Source organism: Escherichia sp. MOD1-EC5189 (assembly GCF_002966045.1).
GTDB lineage: Bacteria > Pseudomonadota > Gammaproteobacteria > Enterobacterales > Enterobacteriaceae > Escherichia > Escherichia coli_F.
Genome location: NZ_PTRX01000135.1, coordinates 1 through 355, shown reverse-complemented (window position 1 = coordinate 355; position 355 = coordinate 1). Strand labels below are relative to the sequence as shown.

At 60.6% G+C, this 355-nt stretch carries 1 protein-coding gene; it reads left to right on the top strand.

The window, feature by feature from the left end:
* A partial coding sequence (locus ATB02_RS25900) for a phage tail protein (protein ID WP_241957655.1) occupies positions 1 to 355 on the top strand: 355 nt, incomplete at both ends.

Below are 355 nucleotides of genomic sequence, written 5' to 3'. Positions count from 1 at the left end.
TGGGAGACGGCGACAGAGCTTGTGGAGGACACGCAGGCCATTGCCCGTTACGGTCGTAACGTCACGAAGATGGATGCTTTTGGCTGTACCAGCCGGGGGCAGGCACACCGCGCCGGGCTGTGGCTGATTAAAACAGAACTGCTGGAAACGCAGACCGTGGATTTCAGCGTCGGCGCAGAAGGGCTTCGCCATGTACCGGGCGATGTCATTGAAATCTGCGATGATGACTATGCCGGTATCCGCACCGGCGGGCGCGTGCTGGCGGTAAACAGCCAGACCCGGACGCTGACGCTCGACCGTGAAATCACGCTGCCATCCTCCGGTACCACGCTGATAAGCCTGGTTGACGGAAGTG